The organism is Agromyces sp. NPDC058064 (assembly GCF_042885275.1).
Classification (GTDB): domain Bacteria; phylum Actinomycetota; class Actinomycetes; order Actinomycetales; family Microbacteriaceae; genus Agromyces.
Genome location: NZ_JBHVSE010000002.1, coordinates 250,857 through 266,822, shown reverse-complemented (window position 1 = coordinate 266,822; position 15,966 = coordinate 250,857). Strand labels below are relative to the sequence as shown.

Genomic DNA, 15,966 nt, shown 5'->3' with positions numbered 1-15,966 from the left:
GGCGTTCGAGACGTCGGGAGACCCGACGAGCGGTTGCTACTGGGCGAGCTCGGCCTTCACGACCTCGGCCAGCGCGGCCGCGTGGCGGTCGGCTTCGGCCTGGTCGGATGCCTCGACCATGACCCGCACCATGGGCTCGGTGCCGGACGGCCGGAGGAGCACGCGACCGGACTCGCCGAGCTCGGCCTCGACCTCGGCGACGGCGGCGGCGATGGGCTCGTTGCCGCCGAGGCGGTGGTGATCGACGCCGCGCACGTTCACGAGGACCTGCGGATAGACCGTCATGGCCGACGCGAGCTCGGCGAGCGTCTTGCCGGTGCGCGCCATCTCGGCGACCAGGTGGAGGCCGGTCAGCACGCCGTCGCCGGTCGTCGCGTACTCGCTCATGATGACGTGGCCCGACTGCTCGCCGCCGAGCGCGTACCCGCCGGCGCCGAGGGCCTCGAGCACGTAGCGGTCGCCGACCTTGGTCTCGACGACGTTGATGCCGTGCTCGGCCATCGCGCGCTTCAGCCCGAGGTTCGACATGACCGTCACGACGAGCGTGTCGTCGGTGAGCTTGCCGCGCTCCTTCATCGAGAGCGCGAGGATCGCCATGATCATGTCGCCGTCGACGATGTTGCCGTCCGCGTCGACCGCGAGGCAGCGGTCGGCGTCGCCGTCGTGGGCGATGCCGACGTCGGCGCCGTGCTCGAGCACGGCGGCCTGCAGCTTGTCGAGGTGCGTCGAGCCGACGCCGTCGTTGATGTTGATGCCGTCGGGGTCGGCCCCGATGACGACGAGCTCGGCGCCCGCGTCCTTGAAGGTCTCGGGCGACACGCCCGCCGCGGCCCCGTGGGCGCAGTCGAGCACGACCTTGAGGCCGTCGAGGCGGTGCGGGAGCGTGCCGAGCAGGTGCACGACGTAGCGGTCCTCGGCGTCGGCGAAGCGCCGGATGCGCCCCACTCCGTCGCCGACCGGAGCGAGCTTCTGCTTGCCGAGGTACGACTCGATGCGGTCCTCGACCTCGTCGGGCAGCTTGGTGCCGCCGAAGGAGAAGAACTTGATGCCGTTGTCGGGCGCCGGGTTGTGCGACGCCGAGATCATGACGCCGAAGTCGGCCTTGATCGAGTCGATGAGGAAGGCGGTCGCGGGAGTCGGGATGACCCCGGCGTCGAGCACGTCGACGCCGGAGCTCGCGAGGCCCGCGGCGACCGCTGCGGTGAGGAACTCACCGGAGACACGGGGGTCGCGCGCGACGACGGCGACCGGCCGCCGACCGGCGGCGCGGTTCTCGTCGGCGTGACGCCCCTGCGTGAGGACGGCCGCAGCCGCCTGGGAGAGGCCCAGGGCCAGGTCAGCCGTGAGTTCACGGTTGGCCAGGCCCCGGACCCCGTCCGTTCCGAAAAGCCGAGGCATACGGATTCGCGGAGCGGATTAACGCTTCGAGAACTGCGGCGCCTTGCGGGCCTTCTTGAGACCGGCCTTCTTGCGCTCGATGACGCGGGCGTCGCGCGTGAGGAAGCCGGCCTTCTTCAGGGTCGGGCGGTTGTTCTCGCGGTCGATCTCGTTGAGCGCACGCGCGATCGCGAGGCGCAGCGCACCGGCCTGGCCCGAGGGGCCGCCGCCGGTGATCTTCGCGATCACGTCGTACGAGCCGGTGAGCTCGAGCACGGTGAACGGGTCGGTGATGAGCTGCTGGTGCAGCTTGTTCGGGAAGTACGCCGCGAACTCACGGCCGTTGACCGTGATGGTGCCGGCGCCGGGCACGACGCGCACGCGGGCGATGGCCTGCTTGCGACGGCCGACGGCTGCACCCGACACGTTGAGCACGGGGCGGGGGGTGGTGGGAGCGGCCTCGGGGGCGCTCTCGGTCGTGTAGCTCTCGGGAGCCGCTTCGATCTGGTCTGCGATCTTCGCCATTTTGGTGTGAATCCTTATTTCGAGAACGTCGAGGGTGCCGGAATTACTGGGCGACCTGGGTGAGGGTGTACGGCTTGGGCTGCTGAGCGGCGTGCGGGTGCTCGGGGCCTGCGTAGACCTTGAGCTTCTTCAGCTGCGCCCGACCGAGCGAGTTCTTCGGGAGCATGCCGCGGATCGCCTTCTCGACGGCGCGAACGGGGTTCTTCTCGAGGAGCTCGGCGTAGCCGACGGCCTTGAGGCCGCCCGGGTAGCCCGAGTGGCGGTACGCCTTCTTCTGCTCGAGCTTCTGGCCGGTGAGGGCCACCTTGTCGGCGTTGACGATGATGACGAAGTCACCGGTGTCGACGTGGTTGGCGAAGATCGCCTTGTGCTTGCCGCGCAGCAGGGCTGCGGAGTGGCTCGCGAGACGACCGAGGACGATGTCGGTCGCGTCGATGACGACCCAGTCGCGCTGGATCTCGTTCGACTTCGGGGTGTAGGTGCGCGTCACGGAAGTGCTGCTTTCTGATCGAGTGAGGGGTTCGTGAATCCCACTCCGGGGGAGTTCGAACGCGATGCGGGCGAACGCCTGGTGGAGGGCTCAACTTCGGGCGCCGCTGCAGTGAACGGCACCAAAGGGAGATTCTAGCAGCTTCGACCGGCGATTCAGAATCGCGGCTCCGTCACCGGGTCGGGGATGCCGCGCACGGCGAGCTGCCGCCGTGCCCGGGTCTGCAGGGCGCGGGCCTCGAGCTCGGCGTCGTCGGGATAGCCGACCTCGGTGAGCACGAGTCCCTTCGCGGGCATGACCTTGAACGCGCTCGTGCGCTCCGCCTCGGCGAGCAGCCGTTCGGGGCCGTCGTCGGCGAGCCGCCCCTCCCCCACCGCGACGCACGCGCCGACGAGGGCTCTGACCATCGAGTGGCAGAACGCGTCGGCCTGCAGCGTCGCGACGAGCACCCCGCCCTCGGCCCGGCGCCAGCCGTAGGCCTGCAGGGTGCGGATCGTCGTCGCCTCTTCGCGCGGCTTGCAGTACGCCGCGAAGTCGTGGAGCCCGAGCAGGCGGCCCGCCGCGCGATCCATCGCCTCGACGTCGAGCTCGCGCGGGTACCGGACGGTGCGGTTGCGCACCAGGGGGTCGTGCAGGGCGTTCGCGTCGGCGACCCGGTACTCGTACCGGCGCCAGACCGCCGAGAACCGCGCATCGAAGCCGGCGGGAGCCGACTCGGCGTGCGTGACGACCACGTCGGCGTCGGCCGTGCCGAGGATGCCCGTGACCCGGCGCAGCAGGACGGCGGCCGGATCGTCGAGGCCGCTCGCGGCCTCGCCCCGTCGTCGCCTGGTGACGTTCGCGTACGCCGCCGCGGGCACGTCGAGGTGCGCCACCTGGCCGAGCGCGTGCACTCCGGCGTCGGTGCGGCCCGCGACCGTCAGCCGAGGCGCCACGCGTTCGCGGCGGAAGAGCGTGGCGAGGGCGCCCTCGAGCGTGCCCTGCACGGTGCGCAACCCGGGCTGCGCGGCCCAGCCCTTGAAGTCGGTGCCGTCGTAGGCGATGCCCAACCGGATGCGCACGGTCTCGTCGGCTCGCCCGTTCGCGTCGACCGGTGTCGCGTCCGCGGCATCCGCCTCGCTCGTGTCCATACCGCCAGCCTAGGTGCGTGCCGTCGCGGCGAGCGCGTCGACCTCGTCGGCGCGCGGGCGCCGGGCGCGCGGACCGGGGCCTCCCACGATGAGGGCGACCACCGCGATCGTCACGAGCGCCCAGCCGAGCAGGCCGTGCACGAGCGGCACGTAGCCCATCGTCAGGAACACGCCCACGCCGGCGACGGCGCAGAGCGTCCAGACGATCACCATCGCGAGCGGGGTCCGGCGTTCGACCGGCGCCGGCCACCGCGACTCGAGTCGCGGCACGACGAGGCAGCAGGCGGCGACCACGAGCGCGATCGCCAGGATCCAGAGCGGCCGCGTCGCCCACCACGCCGGCGAGAGCACCGGCGGGAACGGCAGGCCGACGGCGAGGTGGCCCGCCGTCACGATCGCCATCGCGAAGGTGTGCCAGAGGTAGATGACCATGCCGTACACGCCGAACACGAACACGGCGCCGAGCACCGCCCGATGGGCGACGAACCGCCGGATGGCCGGCTGCAGCAGCGCGAAGAGGGCGACCTGGCCGAGCGCGAGGGCCATGATCGCGAGGCTCGGCGGGTTCAGGTTGTCGAGCATGTCGTGCGAGTAGCCGAAGACCGCGACGAGCATCGCGATGAATCCGTACGCGAACACGGCGAGTCCTGCGAGCACCGGCCACGAGCGCCGAGCGAACCAGCCGTCGCGCAGCCCGAACCCGAGCTGCTGCGCGAACAGCCAGACGAAGAGCCAGTTGAGCGCGCCGACGGGCAGGCCGAGGCCGCGCGCGAGCACGTCGACCAGCACCGCGCCCGCCGCGAGGCCGAGGTAGGCGGGCCAGGGGGCGTGCCGGTGCAGCCACGACATGGCGGGCACGAGCGCGGTGCAGATGAGGTAGACGGGGATGAACCAGAGCGGTTCGGCCAGGCGCACCGCGAAGCTCTGCACGAAGCCGACGTCGACACCCGCGAGCAGCATGCCCGCGAGGACGAGCCCGACCGCGGCCGTCACCGACACGACGGGTTGCGCGAGCCGGACGGCTCGCACCCGGAGGTAGTGCGCGCCCGTCTCGCCGTGCCCGCGGAGCCGCCGCCACTGCGTGATCGAGGCGAAGCCGCCGCAGATGAAGAACACGGGCATGATCATGAGCGGCCACGTCGCCCAGGCGAGCGGCTCGAAGCCGTCGAGGGCGTTGAACGCCCGCAGCGGATCGCCGCCGATGCCCATCTGGAGCGCGTGCAGCAGCACGACGACCGGGAGGCAGAGCGCCCGGGCGAAGTCGATCGAGAGGTCGCGATCCTCGGGGATCCGCACCGGTGCGCGCACGAAGCTCCTTCAGCTCGGAGGGCGGCGGCGCGTTCGGCAGCCCGGCCCTCGGCGAGCCGGCCCGCCGCCTCGCGACGACGATTGTGGCACAGATGCGAACGGGCCCCTGTGCGCAATGCACAGGGGCCCGTCGGCGATCTGGTCGAGACTACTTGGCCTCGGCCGCCTCGGTCTCCTCGGCGGGAGCCTCGGTCGACTCCTCCGACGCCTCGGCGCCGGCGGCCTCGTCGACCGCGGCCTCGGCCTCGGTCACGACCTCGTCGGCAGCCGTCTCGTCGGCGGCGGGCGCCTCGTCGGCGACCGGCGCGGCGGCCGGCTTCGCGGCGCGCTGCTTCTTCACGACCGGCTCGAGCACGAGCTCGATGACCGCCATGGGCGCGTTGTCGCCCTTGCGGTTGCCGATCTTCGTGATGCGGGTGTAGCCGCCCTCACGGTCGGCGACCTGCGGGGCGATGACCGCGAACAGCTCGTGGACGACGGCCTTGTCGCCGATCACGGCGAGGACGCGACGGCGAGCGTGCAGGTCGCCGCGCTTGGCGAACGTGATGAGGCGCTCGGCGAGCGGGCGGAGCCGCTTCGCCTTGGTCTCGGTGGTGGTGATGCTCTTGTGCGTGTAGAGCGCAGCCGCGAGGTTCGCGAGCAGGAGTCGCTCGTGCGCGGGTCCGCCTCCGAGGCGGGGGCCCTTGGTGGGCTTCGGCATGGTTCGTTATCTCCAGTGTGTGGGGTCGGTGCTACGTGCGCGAGCGACTAGTTCTCGTCGTCGAAGCCGGTGTAGAAGTGGGCGCCGTCGAAACCGGGCACCGAGTCCTTGAGGGACAGGTTCATCTCGGTGAGCTTGTCCTTCACCTCGTCGACCGACTTCTGACCGAAGTTGCGGATGTTCATGAGCTGCGACTCGCTCAGGGCGACGAGCTCCGACACCGTGTTGATGCCTTCGCGCTTCAGGCAGTTGTAGCTGCGCACCGAGAGGTCGAGGTCCTCGATGGGGATCGAGAGCTCGCTCGAGAGCACGGCGTCGACCGGCGCGGGGCCGATCTCGATGCCCTCTGCCGCGGTGTTCAGCTCGCGGGCGAGGCCGAACAGCTCGGTGAGCGTGCGGCCCGCCGAGGCGATGGCGTCGCGCGGCGAGATGGCCGGCTTCGACTCGACGTCGACGACGAGGCGGTCGAAGTCGGTGCGCTCGCCGGCACGGGTGGCCTCGACGCGGTAGGTGACCTTGAGCACCGGCGAGTAGATCGAGTCGACCGGGATCTGGCCGGCCTCGGAGTACTCGTTGCGGTTCTGCGAAGCCGAGACGTAGCCGCGGCCGCGCTCGATCGTGAGCTCGAGCTCGAACTTCGCCGAGTCGTTGAGCGTCGCGATGACCAGCTCGGGGTTGTGCACCTCGACGCCCGCCGGAGCGGAGATGTCGGCGGCGGTGACCTCACCGGCGCCCTGCTTGCGCAGGTAGGCGGTGATGGGCTCGTCGTGCTCGCTCGAGACGACCAGGTTCTTGATGTTCAGGATGATCTCGGTGACATCCTCCTTCACACCGGGAACCGTCGAGAACTCGTGGAGCACGCCGTCGATGCGGATGCTCGTCACGGCCGCGCCGGGGATCGAGGAGAGGAGGGTGCGGCGAAGCGAGTTGCCGAGGGTGTAACCGAAGCCCGGCTCGAGGGGCTCGATCACGAAACGCGAACGGAACTCCGAGATGTTCTCTTCGGTGAGCGTCGGGCGCTGTGCGATCAGCACTGTTGATTCCTTTCGGCAGGGTGTCCGCTATATGACACCTGCGAGGTCGAGGATCTTGAGTTGTGTGAGAACGGATGCCCGGTGGCCGGGCCCGCTCCGAGGAGCAGGGCCCGACCACCGGTCCGGAGAGCCTTAGACGCGGCGGCGCTTCGGGGGACGGCAGCCGTTGTGCGCCTGCGGCGTCACGTCGTTGATGCTGCCGACCTCGAGGCCGGCGGCCTGGAGCGAACGGATTGCGGTCTCACGGCCCGAGCCGGGGCCCTTGACGAAGACGTCGACCTTCTTCATGCCGTGCTCCTGCGCCTGGCGCGCAGCCGACTCGGCGGCGAGCTGCGCGGCGAACGGGGTGGACTTGCGCGAGCCCTTGAAGCCGACGCCGCCCGAGGAGGCCCAGCTGATCACGGCACCGGTGGTGTCGGTGATCGAGACGATCGTGTTGTTGAACGTCGACTTGATGTGGGCCTGGCCCACGGCGATGTTCTTCTTTTCCTTCTTGCGCGGCTTGCGAGTAGCCGCCTTGGGTGCTGCCATGTGTGAAATCTCCTAGATCTGGCGACGAGCGGTTACTTGCGGCCGGGCTTCTTCTTGCCGGCGACGGTGCGCTTCGGGCCCTTGCGGGTACGAGCGTTGGTCTTGGTGCGCTGACCGCGGACCGGAAGGCCGCGACGGTGGCGGAGGCCCTCGTACGAGCCGATCTCGACCTTGCGGCGGATGTCGGCGGCGACCTCACGGCGGAGGTCACCCTCGACCTTGAAGTTGGCCTCGATGTAGTCGCGAAGCGCGACCAGCTGGTCGTCGCTGAGGTCCTTCACGCGGATGTTCCCGTCGATGCCGGTCTCCGCGAGCGTCTGCAGCGCGCGAGTGCGGCCGACGCCGAAAATGTAAGTCAGTGCGATCTCCACGCGCTTCTCGCGCGGGATGTCGACTCCTGCCAGACGTGCCATGTGTGGCTTCTCCTGATTCGAAGTGGAGGTGTGGAGCACTGCCGGTGCCCGGGCCTCCGTCCCGAGGTGTCCCCCGCGTGAGCGGGATCTGGCAGTGCCGATTCGTATTCAGTTGTGGTTCAGGGCCGCGCACACGGCGCGGCCCCGCGTCGGGCGCTCAGCCCTGGCGCTGCTTGTGGCGCGGGTTCTCGCAGATGACCATCACGCGGCCGTGACGACGGATGACCTTGCACTTCTCGCAGATGCGCTTGACGCTGGGGTTGACCTTCACAGTGGTTCCTCTGATTCGCTGTCCTCGTACCCGCGGGATGCCGCGGGCCGTTACTTTCCGGCAGCCCTTACTTGTAGCGGTAGACGATGCGCCCGCGCGTCAGGTCGTAGGGGCTCAGCTCGACGATCACGCGGTCCTCGGGGAGGATGCGGATGTAGTGCTGGCGCATCTTTCCTGAGATGTGCGCGAGGACCTTGTGCCCGTTCGTGAGCTCCACCCGGAACATTGCGTTCGGGAGAGCCTCGATGACCGAGCCTTCGATCTCGATGACGCCGTCTTTCTTGGCCATAGCCTCACTATCGCTTGGAGTTTGGGATGCTGGTCGTGCGATGACTGCTGCGCGCGAGCCGTGCGCGATACCCTCTGACGAGGTCGTCGGGCATGCCAAGGCAGGCGTGCAGAACACCAAGGGTCAACTTTAGGTCATTTCCGCGGTTTTCGCCAGTCGGGGCCGCGAGCGCGCGAGTGCCCGACTCGCTCCGCTCCCGAACTGCCGGCGCGGCCGCTCAGTCGAACGCCGCCGCGGCGGCCTCGGCCGCCGAACGCGCCGATACGGCGCCGTCCGCACCGAGCGCCGCCTCGGCGATCGACCGCGCCTGCACCGCCGAGTACCGGAGGAGTCGCGCCCGAACCCCCGCGAGGGCCGACGGCGACATCGAGAGGCTCGTCGCGCCGAGACCGACGAGCACGACCGCGAGCAGCGGGTCCGCGGCGGCCTCGCCGCAGATGCCGACCGGCTTCCCGAGCGCGGCGCCGGCCTCCCCCACCGCCGCGACGAGCCCGAGCACTGCCGGGTGCCACGGGTCCTGCAGTTCTGCGACCTCGCCGAGCACCCGGTCGGCCGCCATGGTGTACTGCGTGAGGTCGTTCGTGCCGATCGAGGCGAAGTCGACCACGGCGAGCACCCGGTCCGCGAGCAGTGCGGCGGCCGGCACCTCCACCATGACGCCCGCGACCGGGATCCCCGTCGCATGGACGATCCCCGCGAACCAGGCGGCCTCCTCGACCGTCGCGATCATCGGCGCCATCACCTCGAGCCTCGCGTTCGTCCGCGACGCGGCGACCGCGAGGGCGTCGAGCTGCTCTCGCAGGACGGGCTCGGTGCGGCGCAGGGCACGGATGCCCCGCACCCCGAGCGCCGGGTTCTCCTCGTGCTGCCCGCCGAGGAAGGCGAGTGGCTTGTCGGCCCCCGCGTCGAGCACCCGCACCACGACCTTGCGCTCGGGGAACGCGGCGAGGAGCCGCTCGTAGGCCTCCTGCTGCACCGCACCCGAGGGCGCGGACTCCGAGCCGAGGAACAGGAACTCGGTGCGGAACAGGCCGACGCCCTCGGCGCCGAGGCGGACCGCCTCCTCGGCTCCTGCGGGGTCGCCGAGGTTCGCGAGCAGCGGGACCGGCGTGCCGTCGGCGAGGCGCCCCGGAGCGATCGGCGCTGCGGCCTCGGCCGCCAGTTCCTCCTGGCGCGCGACCGCCGCGGCGATCTCGTCGGCGGTGGGGGCGCGCACGATGCGCCCGTGCCCCGCGTCGACGATCACCGTCTCGCCCTCGACGAGCCCCGAGGCATCCGCGCCGACGATCGCGACGAGCGACTTCTCGCGGGCGAGGATCGCCGTGTGCGAGGTCGGCCCGCCCTCGAGGGTCACGACGGCGAGGACGCGGTCGAGGTCGAGCGTCGCCGTGTCGGCGGGGGCGAGGTCGTGGGCGACGAGCACGAACGGGTGACCGGGGTCGGGGATGCCGGGCGCGGCCGCCCCCGACAACTCGGCGATGACGCGATGCGCGACGTCGGCGAGATCCGCCGCGCGTTCGGCGAGGTAACCGCCCATGCCCGTGAGCAGCTCGCGGTAGCCGGCGAAGGCCTCGAACACGGCGCGCTCGGCCGTGGCGCCCCGCCCCACGTGCTCGGCGATGCTGCCGTGCACCGCGGGGTCCTCCAGCATGAGCGCCTGCGCCTCGAGCACCTCGGACGCGGTGCCCTCCACGGCGGCCGCCCGGCTCCGGAGCTCCCGGGCGACCTCGGCCGCCGCGGCCTCCGCCCGCTCGAGCTCCAGCTCGGGGCCGCGTCCGCTCGTCGCCGTCGACGGCTCCGGCGGCGGCGGCGACATCCAGGCCACCGGGCCGATCGCGATGCCGCGACCCACCCCGATCCCGATGAATTCCACCTCGACCACCCCCGGCTCGATCGGCATCCGGCGCCTTCCGGCACCCGCGATCAGCCTATCCCGCGGGCGGGTCGCTCAGTCGGAATCGCTCAGTCGACGGGCGTCGGGACGACGCCGAACGGGGCGAGGCCCTCGGCTCCCCCGTCGGGGGCGGTCAGCACCCAGATGCCGCCGGCGTGCACGGCCACGCTGTGCTCCCAATGCGCCGCGTCGGCGCCGTCGGCGGTCGTGACGGTCCAGTCGTCGTCGCGCACGAAGGTGTCGACCGCGCCCGCGACGAGCATGGGCTCGATCGCGACGACGAGGCCCGGCTTCACTGCGGGGCCGCGGCGGTCGACGCGGTAGTTGAACACCGGCGGCTCCTCGTGCATCGTGCGGCCGATGCCGTGGCCGACGTAGTCGGTCAGGATGCCGTACTCCCCCTCGCCGCGCACGTAGTCCTCGATCGCCGCGCCGACCTCGTTGAGGTGCGTCGCGCGCGCGAGCGTCGCGATGCCGTGCCAGAGCGCGTGCTCGGTGACCGTCGAGAGCGTCTCGCGCGCCGCCACGATCTCGGGTCGAGAGGGGTCGGGAAGCACGATCGTGAACGCCGAGTCGCCGTTCCACCCGTCGACCTCCGCCCCGCCGTCGACCGAGACGATGTCACCGGGCTGGAATCGCCGCTCGCCCGGGATGCCGTGCACCACGTCGTCGTTCACGGAGACGCACAGCGTATGCCGGTACCCGGGGACGAGCTGGAAGTTCGACCGGCCGCCCGCCGCCGTGATGGTGCGCTCGGCCGCGGCGTCGAGCTCGAGGCCGGTCGCGCCCGCGACGGCCAGCCGACGCGCCTCGGCGAGGGCCGAGGCCGTCGCGCGGCCCGCCGCGACCATCGATCGCAGCTGGGCCGGCGACTTGTAGATCGAACGCCGGAACACGCGACTCAGGCCGCGGCGCCGGGGTGCCGCGGAGCGAGGCCCCGTGCGGCGAGCGCCTCGAAGATGCGCCCCGTGACCTCGGCGAGCGTGCCGACGCCGTCGATGCGGACGACGAGGCCGCGCGCGCGGTACACGTCGAGGATCGGCGCCGTCTCGCGCTCGTAGATCGCGAGACGGTTGGCGATGACCTCTTCGGTGTCGTCGGTGCGGCCCTGCTCGATCGCACGCTGGTGGATGCGGCGGATCGACTCGTCGCGCGGGACCTCGAGCTCGATGACCGCGTCGAGCGACTCGTCGCGGCCCGCGAGGAACGCGTCGAGGTCGTCGACCTGGCCGCGGTTGCGGGGGTAGCCGTCGAGCAGGAACCCGGACGAGGCATCCGCCTGCTGGAGCCGGTCGCGCACGAGCTCGCTCGTGAGCGCGTCGGGCACGAGGTCGCCGGCCTCGATGATCGCCTGGACCCGCTTGCCGAGCTCCGTGCCGCCCGCGACGTTCGCGCGGAAGATGTCGCCGGTGGCGACCTGCGGCACTCCGAAGGCCTCCGCGACGAGCACGCCCTGCGTCCCCTTGCCGGACCCCTGGGGGCCGACGATCAGGAAGCGGGCGGAGCTGGCTGCGGCGGGGCCGTTCGAGGCGGCTGGCGTCATCGGAGAAGTCCTTCGTAGTGTCGCTGCTGGAGTTGGGCGTCGATCTGCTTGACCGTCTCGAGGCCGACGCCGACGATGATCAGGATGGATGCGCCGCCGAACGGGAAGTTCTGGTTGGCGCCGACCGCGACGAACGCGATCAGCGGGATCAGCGCGATGAGCCCGAGGTAGAGCGAGCCGGGCGCGGTGATGCGCGTCAGCACGTAGTCGAGGTACTCGGCCGTCGGGCGGCCCGCGCGGATGCCGGGGATGAAGCCGCCGTACTTCTTCATGTTCTCGGCCACCTCGTCGGGGTTGAAGGTGATCGCCACGTAGAAGTACGTGAAGCCGACGATGAGCAGGAAGTACAGGAGCATGTAGAGCGGGTGGTCGCCCTTGGTCAGGTAGTTCGTGATCCAGAGCACCCACGGCTGCGGGTCCTCACGGGCGGCCGGCTGGTTGAACTGCGCGATGAGCGCGGGCAGGTACAGCAGCGACGAGGCGAAGATCACGGGCACGACGCCGGCCATGTTGACCTTGATCGGGATGTACGTGTTGTTGCCGCCGTAGGTGCGTCGGCCGACCATGCGCTTCGCGTACTGCACCGGGATGCGCCGCTGGCTCTGCTCGACGAACACGACGAGGACGACGACCGCGAGGCCGATCAGCAGGACGATCGCGAAGACGTCCCAGCCGCGGGCGATGCCGATGGCCCAGAGCGAGCCGGGGAAGGTCGCGGCGATCGAGGTGAAGATGAGCAGCGACATGCCGTTGCCGATGCCGCGCTCGGTGATGAGCTCGCCCATCCACATGATGAGGCCGGTACCGGCGGTCATCGTGATGACCATGAGGAGGATCGCGTACCAGGCGTCGTTCGTGATCAGCGCCGAGCAGGAGGGGTCGCTGTTCGGGAACAGCGCGCCGGAGCGGGCGACCGTGATGAGCGTGGTCGACTGCAGGACGCCGAGGGCGATCGTGAGGTAGCGGGTGTACTGCGTGAGCTTGCCCTGGCCCGCCTGGCCCTCCTTGTAGAGGGTCTCGAAGTGGGGGATGACCACGCGGAGCAGCTGCACGATGATCGACGCGGTGATGTACGGCATGATGCCCAGCGCGAAGATCGAGAGCTGCAGCAGCGCACCGCCCGAGAAGAGGTTCACCAGGTCGTAGAGACCGGATGCCCCGGCGGCCTGGTTGGCCGCGAGACACTGCTGCACGTTGCCGAAGTCGACGAACGGCGCGGGGATGAAGGATCCGAGCCGGAACAGGGCCACGATGCCCAGCGTGAACCCGAGCTTGCGGCGAAGATCCGGCGTGCGGAAGATCCGCCCGATGGCGTTGAACACTCGTCCTCCTGTTGCTCCGTGCGATGCGTCTGCGCCGCGCAGGGAGTTGGTTCGTTATACGACTCGAGCCAGTCGAGACCCCGCTTATCCTACGCGAGGTCCCGACTGGCTCGAACCAATCGTGTTTCGGTCTTACTTGACCGAGCCGCCGGCGGCGACGATCTTCTGCTCGGCCGAGCCGGAGACCTTGTCGACGGCCACGTTGAGCTTGACCTGGATGTCGCCGTTGCCGAGCACCTTGACGCGCTCGTTCTTGCGGACGGCGCCCTTCTCGATCAGGTCGGCGATGGTGACGTCGCCGCCCTTCGGGTAGAGCTCGGCCAGCTTGTCGAGGTTGACGACCTGGTACTCGACGCGGAACGGGTTCTTGAAGCCGCGGAGCTTCGGCGCACGCATGTGGTACGGAAGCTGGCCGCCCTCGAAGCCGGGGCGGATGTTGTTGCGGGCCTTCGAACCCTTGGTGCCGCGACCGGCGGTCTTGCCCTTCGAACCCTCACCGCGTCCGACGCGGGTCTTGTCCTTCTTGGCACCGGGGGCGGGGCGGAGGTGGTGGACCTTCAGCACCTGCTCGCGCTTCTCCGCGACGTCGGCCTTGGGGGCCGCCTTCTTCGCGGGAGCCTTCTTCGCGGGGGCCTTCTCGGCCTTCGCGTCGTCGGCCTTCGCGGCAGCGGCCTTGGCCGGAGCCTTCTTCGCTGCGGCCGCCTTGGGGGCGGCCTTCTCGGCGGCGGGCTTCGCGGCGGCCTTCTTCGCCGGGGCCTTCTTGGGGGCCTCGGTGGTGGCGTCGTTCTTCTCGTCAGCCATTAGTCAATCTCCTCAACCTTCACGAGGTGAGCGACGGTGTTGACGTACCCGCGGTTCTGCGGGGTGTCCTCACGCACGACCGACTGGCCGATTCGCTTGAGCCCGAGGCTGCGCAGCGTGTCACGCTGGTACTGCTTCTCGCTCACCTTGGACTTGATCTGGGTCACCTTCAGCTGCTTGGCCATCAGGCACCTGCCTTCGCTGCTGCTGCGGCCTCGGCCGCCTGTGCCTCGGCACGGATGAGGCGCGCGGGGGCGACCTCGTCGTAGTCGAGACCACGACGGGCGGCGACCGCACGGGGCTCCTCGAGCTGCTTCAGCGACTCGACCGTGGCGTGCACGATGTTGATCGTGTTCGACGAGCCGAGCGACTTCGACAGCACGTCGTGGATGCCGGCGCACTCGAGCACGGCGCGCACCGGACCACCGGCGATGACACCGGTACCGGGCGACGCCGGGCGCAGGAGCACCACACCGGCGGCAGCCTCACCCTGGACCGGGTGGGGGATGGTCGAACCGACGCGGGGGACGCGGAAGAAGTTCTTCTTCGCCTCCTCGACGCCCTTCGAGATCGCGGTCGGGACCTCGCGCGCCTTGCCGTAGCCGACGCCGACGAGACCGTTGCCGTCACCCACGACGACGAGCGCCGTGAAGCTGAAGCGACGGCCGCCCTTGACGACCTTCGACACGCGGTTGATGGTGACGACGCGCTCGAGGAACTGGCTCTTCTCAGCGTCACGACCGCCACGGTCGCGGCCCTGGTTGCGGTCGCGGCCGCCGCCACGGCGCGAGTCGCGCTCGTTGCGGGCGGGCTCGGACGCCGCTGCCGTCTCGACGGGTGCCTCTGCGGTCACCTCGGTCTCCTTCACAGTGTTCTCGCTCACAGGCTCAGTCCTGCCTCTCGCGCTCCATCGGCGATCGCGGCGACGCGACCGGCGTACTTGTTGCCGCCGCGGTCGAAGACGACGGACTCGACACCGGCCTGCTTGGCGCGCTCGGCGACGAGCTCGCCGACCTTCTTCGCCTTGGCGGTCTTGTCACCGTCGAACGCACGGAGGTCGGCCTCCATGGTCGACGCCGACGCGACGGTGTGACCCTTGGCGTCGTCGACGACCTGCACGAAGACGTGGCGGGCCGAGCGGGTGACGACGAGACGGGGGCGGAGCTCCGTGCCGACGATCTTCTTGCGAAGGCGGGTGTGGCGGCGCGAACGCGCGGCCGTCTTGCTCTTCACAGCCATGATTACTTACCTGACTTTCCGGCCTTGCGACGCACGACCTCGCCGGCGTAGCGGATGCCCTTGCCCTTGTACGGCTCGGGCTTCTTGATCTTGCGGATGTTGGCGGCGGTCTCGCCGACGGCCTGCTTCGAGATGCCGGCGACCGTGATCTTGTTGTTGCCCTCGACGGTCAGCGTGATGCCCTCGGGCGCCTCGACCGTGACCGGGTGCGAGAAGCCGAGCGCGAACTCGACCGCGCTGCCCTTCTGCGCGACGCGGTAACCGGTGCCGACGATCTCGAGGCCCTTGGAGTAGCCCTCGGTGACGCCGATGATGTCGTTGGCGATGAGGGTGCGCGTGAGGCCGTGCAGCGAACGCGAGGCGCGCTCGTCGTCGGGACGGGTCACGACGACCTGGTTCTCCTCGAGCTTGACCTCGATGGGGGACGCGACGTTGAGCGAGAGCTCGCCCTTCGGGCCCTTGACGGTGACGGCGGAGCCGTCGATCTTGACGTCGACACCCGCGGGGATGTCGATGGGAAGTCGTCCGATTCGTGACATGGGGTTACCACACGTAGGCGAGGACTTCCCCACCCACGCCCTTCTTCTCGGCCTGGCGGTCGGTCAGCAGACCGCTGGAAGTGGACAGGATCGCGACGCCGAGGCCACCGAGGACCTTGGGCAGCTCGGTCGACTTCGCGTACACGCGGAGGCCGGGCTTCGAGACGCGCTTGATGCCTGCGATCGAGCGCTCGCGGTTCGGGCCGAACTTGAGCTTCAGCGTGAGGGTCTTGCCCACGCGAGCGTCGGTGACCTCGAAGTCGGCGATGTAGCCCTCGAGCTTCAGGATCTCGGCGATGTGCGCCTTGAGCTTCGAGTTCGGCATCGACACGGAGTCGTGGTGTGCGGAGTTCGCGTTCCGCAGACGGGTCAGCATGTCAGCGACCGGGTCGGTCATCGTCATGACGATTCGTTCCTTACGTTCACCAGGTTTCAGGACCCGTTACATGGGGACTGACCTGTGGTGTGGTCTCAGCGATTGCGTGAGACCGGAGTCCCGCACCCGCCGGCCCCCGAGTGATCGGAGACCGGCAGGCGCGAGCACAAACTCGTAGAGTCTA

The 15,966-nt window shown here is 70.1% G+C and carries 21 protein-coding genes; all 21 read right to left on the bottom strand.

The window, feature by feature from the left end; genetic code table 11:
* Window positions 1-36: 36 nt before the first annotated feature.
* The 21 genes from glmM to rpsH all read right to left on the bottom strand — a co-directional run bounded on the left by glmM (window position 37) and on the right by rpsH (window position 15,809).
* Window positions 37-1,398, bottom strand: a complete 1,362-nt coding sequence (glmM, locus tag ACFVSL_RS07080) for a phosphoglucosamine mutase (protein ID WP_386939711.1) — start codon at window positions 1,396-1,398, stop codon at window positions 37-39.
* An 18-nt stretch (window positions 1,399-1,416) separates the two neighbouring features.
* Window positions 1,417-1,902, bottom strand: a complete 486-nt coding sequence (rpsI, locus tag ACFVSL_RS07075; protein WP_386939709.1) for a 30S ribosomal protein S9 — start codon at window positions 1,900-1,902, stop codon at window positions 1,417-1,419.
* A 43-nt stretch (window positions 1,903-1,945) separates the two neighbouring features.
* A complete protein-coding gene (gene rplM / locus ACFVSL_RS07070) occupies window positions 1,946-2,392 on the bottom strand; it encodes a 50S ribosomal protein L13 (RefSeq protein ID WP_157423236.1) in 447 nt (148 codons plus the stop codon).
* A gap of 155 nt (window positions 2,393-2,547) precedes the next feature.
* On the bottom strand, window positions 2,548-3,522 hold the full coding sequence (gene truA, locus ACFVSL_RS07065; protein WP_386939706.1) for a tRNA pseudouridine(38-40) synthase TruA: 975 nt from the start codon (window positions 3,520-3,522) through the stop codon (window positions 2,548-2,550).
* A gap of 9 nt (window positions 3,523-3,531) precedes the next feature.
* Window positions 3,532-4,830 (bottom strand): acyltransferase, encoded by a 1,299-nt coding sequence (locus ACFVSL_RS07060; RefSeq protein ID WP_386939704.1) that lies wholly within the window; start codon window positions 4,828-4,830, stop codon window positions 3,532-3,534.
* 148 nt (window positions 4,831-4,978) lie between these two features.
* The gene (gene rplQ, locus ACFVSL_RS07055; RefSeq protein ID WP_386939702.1) at window positions 4,979-5,530 is read right to left on the bottom strand and encodes a 50S ribosomal protein L17; all 552 of its coding nucleotides are present in this window, start codon (window positions 5,528-5,530) and stop codon (window positions 4,979-4,981) included.
* A 47-nt stretch (window positions 5,531-5,577) separates the two neighbouring features.
* A complete protein-coding gene (locus ACFVSL_RS07050; protein ID WP_022889750.1) occupies window positions 5,578-6,564 on the bottom strand; it encodes a DNA-directed RNA polymerase subunit alpha in 987 nt (328 codons plus the stop codon).
* Window positions 6,565-6,696: 132 nt separating this feature from the next.
* Window positions 6,697-7,095, bottom strand: coding sequence for a 30S ribosomal protein S11 (rpsK, locus tag ACFVSL_RS07045; RefSeq protein WP_092668574.1), 399 nt, complete (start codon window positions 7,093-7,095; stop codon window positions 6,697-6,699).
* A 32-nt stretch (window positions 7,096-7,127) separates the two neighbouring features.
* Window positions 7,128-7,508, bottom strand: a complete 381-nt coding sequence (rpsM, locus tag ACFVSL_RS07040) for a 30S ribosomal protein S13 (RefSeq protein WP_386939700.1) — start codon at window positions 7,506-7,508, stop codon at window positions 7,128-7,130.
* 157 nt (window positions 7,509-7,665) lie between these two features.
* Window positions 7,666-7,779: a 50S ribosomal protein L36 gene (gene rpmJ / locus ACFVSL_RS07035; RefSeq protein ID WP_022889747.1), complete on the bottom strand. Its 114-nt coding sequence runs from the start codon at window positions 7,777-7,779 to the stop codon at window positions 7,666-7,668.
* A gap of 67 nt (window positions 7,780-7,846) precedes the next feature.
* Window positions 7,847-8,068: a translation initiation factor IF-1 gene (gene infA, locus ACFVSL_RS07030; RefSeq protein ID WP_011186713.1), complete on the bottom strand. Its 222-nt coding sequence runs from the start codon at window positions 8,066-8,068 to the stop codon at window positions 7,847-7,849.
* Between the two features lie 217 nt (window positions 8,069-8,285).
* Window positions 8,286-9,968, bottom strand: a complete 1,683-nt coding sequence (gene ptsP / locus ACFVSL_RS07025) for a phosphoenolpyruvate--protein phosphotransferase (protein WP_386939698.1) — start codon at window positions 9,966-9,968, stop codon at window positions 8,286-8,288.
* Window positions 9,969-10,030: 62 nt separating this feature from the next.
* Window positions 10,031-10,858, bottom strand: a complete 828-nt coding sequence (gene map, locus ACFVSL_RS07020) for a type I methionyl aminopeptidase (RefSeq protein WP_386939696.1) — start codon at window positions 10,856-10,858, stop codon at window positions 10,031-10,033.
* 5 nt (window positions 10,859-10,863) lie between these two features.
* On the bottom strand, window positions 10,864-11,505 hold the full coding sequence (locus ACFVSL_RS07015; protein ID WP_386939694.1) for an adenylate kinase: 642 nt from the start codon (window positions 11,503-11,505) through the stop codon (window positions 10,864-10,866).
* Entirely contained in the window at window positions 11,502-12,827 is a 1,326-nt protein-coding gene (secY, locus tag ACFVSL_RS07010) for a preprotein translocase subunit SecY (protein ID WP_386939692.1), read from the bottom strand. The genes ACFVSL_RS07015 and secY overlap by 4 nt, the downstream gene beginning before the upstream one ends.
* Window positions 12,828-12,959: 132 nt before the next feature.
* Entirely contained in the window at window positions 12,960-13,628 is a 669-nt protein-coding gene (rplO, locus tag ACFVSL_RS07005; protein WP_022889742.1) for a 50S ribosomal protein L15, read from the bottom strand.
* The gene (gene rpmD, locus ACFVSL_RS07000; protein ID WP_022889741.1) at window positions 13,628-13,813 is read right to left on the bottom strand and encodes a 50S ribosomal protein L30; all 186 of its coding nucleotides are present in this window, start codon (window positions 13,811-13,813) and stop codon (window positions 13,628-13,630) included. The genes rplO and rpmD overlap by 1 nt, the downstream gene beginning before the upstream one ends.
* Entirely contained in the window at window positions 13,813-14,511 is a 699-nt protein-coding gene (gene rpsE / locus ACFVSL_RS06995) for a 30S ribosomal protein S5 (RefSeq protein ID WP_157423227.1), read from the bottom strand. Before rpsE ends, rpmD begins: the two co-directional genes overlap by 1 nt.
* Window positions 14,508-14,867: a 50S ribosomal protein L18 gene (gene rplR, locus ACFVSL_RS06990; RefSeq protein ID WP_386939690.1), complete on the bottom strand. Its 360-nt coding sequence runs from the start codon at window positions 14,865-14,867 to the stop codon at window positions 14,508-14,510. The genes rpsE and rplR overlap by 4 nt, the downstream gene beginning before the upstream one ends.
* A 2-nt stretch (window positions 14,868-14,869) precedes the next feature.
* On the bottom strand, window positions 14,870-15,406 hold the full coding sequence (gene rplF, locus ACFVSL_RS06985; protein ID WP_376944312.1) for a 50S ribosomal protein L6: 537 nt from the start codon (window positions 15,404-15,406) through the stop codon (window positions 14,870-14,872).
* 4 nt (window positions 15,407-15,410) lie between these two features.
* Window positions 15,411-15,809: a 30S ribosomal protein S8 gene (rpsH, locus tag ACFVSL_RS06980; RefSeq protein ID WP_022889737.1), complete on the bottom strand. Its 399-nt coding sequence runs from the start codon at window positions 15,807-15,809 to the stop codon at window positions 15,411-15,413.
* Between the last annotated feature and the right edge of the window lie 157 nt (window positions 15,810-15,966).